9 protein-coding genes are annotated in these 7,437 nt (G+C 56.9%); 3 read left to right on the top strand and 6 right to left on the bottom strand.

The genetic code is table 11. The features are described from left to right. The first annotated feature begins 1 nt into the window (after nucleotide 1). On the top strand, nucleotides 2-412 hold the full coding sequence (locus ABYA88_RS14555) for a nuclear transport factor 2 family protein (RefSeq protein ID WP_373188118.1): 411 nt from the start codon (nucleotides 2-4) through the stop codon (nucleotides 410-412). Nucleotides 413-420: 8 nt separating this feature from the next. Here ABYA88_RS14555 and ABYA88_RS14550 read toward each other — a convergent pair whose 3' ends face one another. Together ABYA88_RS14550 and ABYA88_RS14545 are read right to left on the bottom strand one after the other, a co-directional pair. Beyond that, nucleotides 421-1,164 carry an anti-sigma factor gene (locus ABYA88_RS14550; RefSeq protein WP_373188117.1) on the bottom strand — a complete coding sequence of 248 codons (744 nt, stop codon included), beginning with the start codon at nucleotides 1,162-1,164 and terminating at the stop codon, nucleotides 421-423. Next, nucleotides 1,161-1,652, bottom strand: coding sequence for an RNA polymerase sigma factor (locus ABYA88_RS14545; protein ID WP_373188116.1), 492 nt, complete (start codon nucleotides 1,650-1,652; stop codon nucleotides 1,161-1,163). The genes ABYA88_RS14550 and ABYA88_RS14545 overlap by 4 nt, the downstream gene beginning before the upstream one ends. Nucleotides 1,653-1,750: 98 nt before the next feature. Here ABYA88_RS14545 and ABYA88_RS14540 point away from each other — a divergent pair, with 98 nt between their 5' ends. After that, on the top strand, nucleotides 1,751-3,106 hold the full coding sequence (locus ABYA88_RS14540; protein ID WP_373188115.1) for a S8 family serine peptidase: 1,356 nt from the start codon (nucleotides 1,751-1,753) through the stop codon (nucleotides 3,104-3,106). 31 nt (nucleotides 3,107-3,137) lie between these two features. Here the strand turns inward: ABYA88_RS14540 and ABYA88_RS14535 are convergent, their stop codons facing one another. Then, nucleotides 3,138-3,422 (bottom strand): hypothetical protein, encoded by a 285-nt coding sequence (locus tag ABYA88_RS14535; RefSeq protein ID WP_373188114.1) that lies wholly within the window; start codon nucleotides 3,420-3,422, stop codon nucleotides 3,138-3,140. Nucleotides 3,423-3,849: 427 nt separating this feature from the next. Beyond that, the gene (locus ABYA88_RS14530) at nucleotides 3,850-4,410 is read right to left on the bottom strand and encodes a hypothetical protein (protein ID WP_373188113.1); all 561 of its coding nucleotides are present in this window, start codon (nucleotides 4,408-4,410) and stop codon (nucleotides 3,850-3,852) included. Between the two features lie 127 nt (nucleotides 4,411-4,537). Here ABYA88_RS14530 and ABYA88_RS14525 point away from each other — a divergent pair, with 127 nt between their 5' ends. Next, complete coding sequence (locus ABYA88_RS14525; RefSeq protein ID WP_373188112.1) at nucleotides 4,538-5,167, top strand: glutathione S-transferase family protein; 630 nt, start codon at nucleotides 4,538-4,540, stop codon at nucleotides 5,165-5,167. A 32-nt stretch (nucleotides 5,168-5,199) separates the two neighbouring features. On the opposite strand, the gene ABYA88_RS14520 is transcribed toward ABYA88_RS14525, so the two are convergent. Both ABYA88_RS14520 and ABYA88_RS14515 read right to left on the bottom strand, forming a co-directional pair. Further along, nucleotides 5,200-5,658, bottom strand: a complete 459-nt coding sequence (locus ABYA88_RS14520; RefSeq protein WP_373188111.1) for a GNAT family N-acetyltransferase — start codon at nucleotides 5,656-5,658, stop codon at nucleotides 5,200-5,202. A gap of 109 nt (nucleotides 5,659-5,767) precedes the next feature. Continuing rightward, on the bottom strand, nucleotides 5,768-6,940 hold the full coding sequence (locus ABYA88_RS14515) for an alpha/beta fold hydrolase (protein WP_373188110.1): 1,173 nt from the start codon (nucleotides 6,938-6,940) through the stop codon (nucleotides 5,768-5,770). Between the last annotated feature and the right edge of the window lie 497 nt (nucleotides 6,941-7,437).

Here is a 7,437-nt window from a genome sequence, read left to right as displayed (position 1 = left end):
GCTGCCACACTTCGACCACGTCACAGCACAGATCAAGGTACAGATGGCCGAAGATGCCTGGAACAGCCGTGACCCGGCCCGAGTCGCACTGGCATACACGCCTGACTCCGTCTGGCGCAATCGCAGTGAATTCCTAAAGGGGCGCAACGAAATTGAAGCCTTTTTGACTCGCAAATGGGCAAAGGAGCAGGATTACTGTCTGCGCAAGGAACTGTGGGCCTTTACCGACAACCGGATATCCGTGCGCTTCGATTACGAATGGCACGACGACCAGGGCCAGTGGTACCGCTCCTACGGCAACGAACAATGGGAATTCGCGCCCAACTGCCTGATGCAACGCCGGGAGGCCAGCATCAACGATCTGGCGATTACTGAAACAGAGCGCCGCATATATCCACGCCCATCAACCTGAAATAGACCTTATTTCTCGCTCCAGCCTACTGTCAGCGCCTGATGCTCCTGCAAGAGTGTCAGCGCCGGACCAGACATCATCCGATCAAGCTCAGCATCCAAAACAGAGCCACCGCTGGCCGTCTCATACCCACCCGCGGTTGAGACCGTTTCCACCTCGACCGTGGCCACTCGCTCCCAGCTTTCACCTGAGCGACAGGCGATAGTCTCGACATCTTGCCCCGTGCCCAGGAGCTGGTACTGACGACAGTATTCACCTTGCTGATTGATAAAGGTCAGTCTGGGTGTAAGTAGTCGCCCATCATTCAGGCTGTAGGCCGCGCCGCTCGGCACGCTCTCCAGCAATGCCGCGACATCAGCCCAGGAATTTTCACTCTCGCTGCCCATTAGCTGAAATAAACCTATTGCCATTAGCAGAGCGGCGGCCACTGCAAAGCCGGGATACTTGACCGAGGATCTTTGCTTTCGTGCTGATTTGGAAAAGGGGAGCACCCGGTCGCTCTCGGTCGACGACTGGGGGCTGGCCCCCCGATCCTTGCCAGACTGGGCCAACAGGGCAATCAGCTCCTCGGGTAGAGGATGGTCGTCTATCACAGCGTAATGACTGTATAGATGACGATCCACCTGCGCTAGATCAGCCAAACGGTCACTCAGTTCAGGATCAACTTGCAACGCTTCGGACACGGCTTGCATTTCTTCATCAGGCAGCTCTGCATCAAGATAGGCTGACAAAGTTTCATCTGTAATATTCATGGCAAGGCCCTCGCCGGTGCGTTGTTCATTAGGTCGCTTAAAGCCGCACGAGCGCGCGCCAACCGACTCATCACGGTGCCTTTGGGCACTTCCAGGATTTCTGATACTTCCAGATAGGACATGCCCTGTACCGCTACCATGGCAATGATCTCGCGCTGACCGTCCGGTAGCCGAGCCATGGCAGCGTTGACCTGTTCCAACTGAATCTGACTGACCGTCGCACGCTCTCCATCCACCCACTGCCCATCAGTGAGTTCCGGGCGCTGGGCTGCTTCGTAGCGCACTTTTCGGCTGCGGCATTCATCGATCCACAGATTCCTGCACAACCGGAAAGCCCAACGATTGAGCTCAACCTCCTCCGGTGGTGCTCGCAGCAACAGCTTTTCGACGGTACTCTGCAAAAGATCATCCGCATCGGCGACTGTGCCAGTCAGTGAATATGCGAAGCGGCGCAGACCGGGTATCAACTGCTTCAATTGCTGATGCATGGAGCTCAATCTCTCGTGGTCATACCTTGTAAACGATGCAAGCGAAGTTTTATTCCTTGAATCAGGGAATTTTTATCGTCTCGGGACGTTTTAATTAAATGAAAACCAACCATTTCCTATTAAATGCGGCGATCTTTTGCACTCAACTTGCGGTTGTACCTGCCTCGCAAGCGATTGGTGTGGGATCAGTCCAGCAGCCTGTACAGCAACTTCCACAGATCGTTGATCAGCGCACAGAGCCGCTGCTGGATAGCCACCTGCCCGAGGCCAGCGAGCGACGCTCATCCGTCACCATACCAGTACTGGATATTCGCGCGCGCGACGCGTTTTCACATCTTCCCCTGATGCTACCCGAACGCATACAAATCCCAGCGCTGGACGGCTCGCCAGCCCTGATTGACGTGCGGGTAGAGAACGGGTGGCGAGCAGTTGAACAGCAATGGCTGGTCGTTATAACGGCAGCAGAAATTGCATTATTAGAAGAACCAGGCATTGAAATCATCGACCAGACATCCTTGAACGAGCTGGACATGCTTGTCGTACGTTTTCGCGTCACCAGCACCCTGGATTCACGTGAAGCACTTGAGCGCATAATGCCCGCCTCGGTTATTGATAGCCTCGACCGCAATCATATTTATGCGCCGCAAAGTGATAATCAGGTCGATGGGGGCATTCGTGCCAGCGAATTTGCCATGCCATTCATTTGCAACAAGCCAGTCACTATCGGCATGGTGGATACCGCTATTGAATTGGATCATCCAAGCCTGCGCCAGACGACCGTCACGCAAAAACATTTCTTACCGGGGATGAAACAAGCGACCAAGCATGGCACGGCAGTCGCCAGTGTGCTGGCAGGCAGACGTCCTGATAACGGCATTGCAAAGTTGCCCCAGGCAAACCTGTTCAATGCGTCTGTTTTTTTCGATAGAGACGGGCTGTCTGAAGGCGCTACGCTACTGCATCTCCTAGAGGGGCTTGAGTGGCTGCTGGCGCAAAAGGTGGCGGTAATCAATATCAGCATGGCTGGGCCCGAGAATCGCCTACTTGAGGCCGTAACGCGTCGCATCGCAGAGAGTGGCACCGCTTTGGTAGCAGCCGTTGGTAATGCCGGTCCTGCGGCGCAGCCTCTGTATCCTGCCGCTTACCCGCATGTAGTGGGTGTAACTGCTGTCGATGAATTCCGCGAGGTCTATCGCTGGGCCAACCAGGGTCCCCAAGTAGAGTTTGCTGCTTTAGGTGTTAATGTACTGCTTGCCCATGCTGGTCAGGCTTTCGAGGAGCAAAGCGGCACCTCCCTGGCCGCACCTTTGGTCACAGGCTACGTCGCCTGCGCCATGGAGTCCACGGGCCTCTCGACCGATGCTGTACTCGACAGGATGGCCGAACAGGCAATTGATCTGGGAGACCCCGGGCGTGATCCTACCTTCGGTCACGGCCTCCTCGGGGAAAATTGAGAAGGCCGGTCTCGCAGCAGAAAGTCTATTTTTACAACAGACCGCCACTGACTGGCTGGCGAATCTGCGAGCCTATGCTTGCTCCAGAGTCGGACCGGATCCCGCCGGAGATAGAACCCCCGATGCCGGAACGGCTATCCAGGCCGACGCCGCCGGAGGCGCTGCTGCCAACATTGCCAGAACCGCTGCCGCCCACGCTGCTTTTCACATCATTTCCGCGCTCGGAAATCCTGTCGCCAAAGGCACGCACCCGCGATTCGGTTTGATCACGGGCGGCGCTGCCACGGTCTGCAGCCGACTCTGCAGTCTGACGCACGGTGCTGCGCGCCTGCCCAGCCATATCACGTGCCGCATCGCGGGTGCGCTGTCCAGCGGCTTGACCAGCGGCAGATGCCTCTGCCCCCCTCGACTGAACTGGATCCAACCGATTCCCAGCGTCGGAAGCCGACGAGTGTCCAGAAGCACCTGCTCCGACCTGTCCGCCGGCATTGGTTTGGGTCCGACCACTGCTCTCGCTGCCTTGAGCGTCTACTCGCGCATCGGCACTGGCCGAACCCTGAATGTCGACAGCGTGAGCAGAGGCCGCGAGGATTGAGCATATTGCAAGTGTGAGGGTACGTTTCATCATGTTGAGACTCCTGATTGATTGGACTTCATCAGGTCAACGTATGGGCAACGACTTTATTCCATAAAAAATACAATCAGCGCATGCCCACGAGGCTGTCAGCACGCCAAACATCGCCTCAATCTGCGTTGCGCCGTACCGCATAATAGTTCGAGTAGGGCCATTCCCTGAAAGGAATCGATCGCCCCGGCCAGGCCAGTGCCGTGAACGGCCAGTCCTGCGCCAGCCACTGCGTCAATTCTTCGAGCACCGCTGAACGTAGTTCATCAGGCTCAGTCGTCGAAGCCCATATATACGCCTCGGCATCATGCTCAGGGTTAGCCGTTGGGTAGACATAGACACACCCCATACAGCGCAAACGATCATGACTCAACAGGCTATAAGCAAAGGAATAGCCCTGCGCAAACTCCCGCTCATGCCAGGTCAGATCCGCCTCATCATCGGCCTGGGTCAGGTCCGCCGGCGGCCAGGCATCACCCGCTCCAAACAGGCCCTGCAACTGCTCTCGGCTCGTCATCACCGCAGCGTAATCCAGCTCCACCCAGAGCGGCGCTGCCGGCACCAGGATGCACCGCTGCCCCTGCCACTCCCGCGGCGCCTGAAAATCCGCTGGCAGTCGAAGATGGAACGTATCGTCTTCTCCGCTATGCCCGCACGATGCAACCGTTGAATCAGACATCAGTGATACCCCCTTATAAACGAAATACAAACGGCTCATGCATCGTATTCAAGGCCCATCTATCTGGCATAGGATAGAAAGCAAAGTCTCACTAAGCGCCAACAGGCGTCCCAAGGAAGCGTCCAATATGATCACGTTACACCACCTGAACCAGTCCCGTTCCAAGCGCATTATCTGGATGCTGGAGGAGCTCGGTGTGGAATATCAGCTAGAGACCTACCAACGCGACAAGGTCACCCGCCGCGCACCCGAGGCGCTCAAAGCCATCAACCCCCTGGGCAGATCACCCGTGATCGAAGATGGCGGCCTGGTGATATGTGAATCCGGCGCGATCATCGACTACCTGGTCAGCCGCTACGGCGCAGACACCTTCGCGCCGCCGGCAAACACCCCCGCGCACGCCCGCTACGTGCAATGGCTGCACTTTGCCGAAGGCACTGCCGCATTCCCGCTGATCGCGCTGTATCTACTAAGCGCAGACAATAGCCAGAAATGCTTTCTGGGCGGATTCGCCCGCGAACAGATGACCGACGTGCTGACACTCGCCAACACCGAACTGGCCGACAAAACCTACCTGATGGGTGATCAATTTACCGGCGCGGATGTGCTGAATTCCTTTGTGTTCGAGAAGATCAGCGAGACGCGGGGGCTGGGTGAATATCCGCATCTTGAGGAATATATGAAGCGGATTCTGGCACGGCCGGCTGCGCAGAAGGCTGAGGTGTTGGAGCGGGAATATGATGCGGAGGTGAGTTGAGGAAGCCAAAGGGCAAGGCTTGCACTGCCGGACTAGAGCTTTCGTTGCATCAACCAGTGCTCCTTGCCCCAAGCATAGAAAAGCTCCATATGTTCCCATCCGCGCTTCGCGTAATAGTCACCACGATCGTGGGTATGCAAATACAATCGTTCATAGCCCTTGGCGCGGGCTTGGGAGTAAACGCCCTCAATTAGCTGCTCGGCCAAACCCTGCTGTCGGGCCTTGGGCGCAACAAGAACACATGCCAGCCAAGGCCCTAGCTCCGGACGCTTGGGCAAATCGTCTTTGGCAAGAGATGCCCCACCTAAGAGCTCGCCATCTTCCAAGGCGATCAGGGTTTGCCAATCCCCATTGCTCTGGCCGTCCCTGAACTCTCGCTGCCAATCAACCAGTGGTTGCTCACTGTATTCGTACGCAAACTGTTGATGCACCCAGAGCGCAAAGGTATCGCTGTATTCCAAGTGATCGCGTAATGAAACTAACCGGAGCATGCACATCGCCTTACAGAATCTTGGGGTAGGATGGTTTGACTGGTTCTCTGCTCTGAATGCTGCCAGGGTCGCTAGAAATGTTCATCTGACCCCAATTACTCCCACGCACTTAACGCAAACCTGCCAGAAACCCCAGCAGCTTGCTCACCACCAGTTCAGGTTGCTCCTGCTGCACCCAGTGACCCGCGCCCGGTAACAGATCGCAACTGCGCAAATCCGTGCAGGCGCGGCTTTGCATGGCCTCAAAGGCGCCGGGGCTTTGATAGATGCCCCAGTCATTTGCGCCCGCGATAAAGCAGGACGGTACGCTGATGGTCTTGCCGGCAAACAACAGCAGCTCCGCCTGGGAGGCAGCTGAAGCAAAGGCCCGATACCACTGCAGCCCGCCCTGAAATCCGGTTTCAGCAAACATGCGCGTGTAGGTGGCCAGCTCGTCGTCGGGCAACCAGGCACAGTTACTCACCTGCTGCGGTGTCGGCATCGCCGGGGCAACCGTCTCTGGCATGGTCTTGCCCGCCTGCATAACGTAATACTCAGGCATGCTCGCCAGATCCGCCGCATTGGAAGAGGCCAGAGGCGCAGGCGTATTGCCCGGCCAATCCGCACTTTTCATATGGAAATAAGCGCGGAGAAAATCGTGTAGCCCCAGCGCGCAACTCAGCATGTCGTCATTGGCCTGCGGCGTGCAGAAATACCGTTGGTAGTGCAAACGCGCCGGGGTAAGCGCTGCCAGATCCTGATGCACTCGGGCCGCCTGCTCGGCGCCCTTGCGCCCATCAAAGCGAAACCCTGGCACACCGGGATACGGCGCACTCATCAACGCCACTGAGCGGAATACGTCAGGCCGAGTCAGAGCGCAGGTCGCGGCCACCGGCGAGCCGATATCGTGGCCCACCACCGCAGCAACAGAGCTATGGCCCAGCGCGAACACCAGACCCAGGGCATCGCGTACCAGATTGAGCAAATGGTATTGGCTGAGCTCCCCTTCAAAACGCAGGTCCGCTCCTTCGGTCAGACCATAGCCGCGTTGATCTGGCGCCACCACGTGATAACCCGCAGCAACCAGCGGCAACATCACCTTGCGCCAGGTAAACGCCAGCTCCGGGAAACCGTGCAGCAGCAACACGCATTCGCGACCGGGTTGTTCAAATCCGGCCTCCAGAATATGCATGGTCAAGCCGTTGCCGTTATCCAGCTTGCGTGAGCGAATGCCGGGCGGCAGTTGTTTAGCTAGCTCGGTCGCAATAAGCGAATGCGAGATGCTGGCATTGGTTCCAGGCATGATCACCTTGAATTCTGGTTGATGGGCTAACAAAGGCTCAGGGGAAGATCTAAATTCGCCATTACCAATCGAAGATTCGCGTTAGTCTAATCTCGACAAGTAAGATTCAGAAACAGGCAAAGACAAGACCATATCCGTTATCACTGACCGGTGGCAGCAGAAAGTGAATATCCGAATCTTGAAGAGTACATGCAGCGGATTCTGGCGCGGCCAGGGGCGCAGAAGGCAGAGGCGCTGGAGCGGGAATATGATCAGGATGTGAACAGATTAAAGCAGGTCTGCGGCTCTGAAAGGAGCAATGGAACCGCAGACCCAAAAATCGAGCGCCCAGCGCGTTAGAAATGACCGCTGGACCGGGGCCTTTAGACCGCCTGCTTGCCCCGCCAGGCCAGCTCATTGGCAATCGTGGCCTTGGGTTGCAGCATGGCAAAATCCAGTTCGTCGATCTTTTTTCCGTCCTTCAGGCGCTGCACGAAGTCAGGATTGGCGAGTGCTTT

This window comes from Halopseudomonas sp. (assembly GCF_041579695.1).
Lineage (GTDB): Bacteria > Pseudomonadota > Gammaproteobacteria > Pseudomonadales > Pseudomonadaceae > Halopseudomonas.
This window is presented reverse-complemented; position numbering and strand designations above follow the sequence as displayed.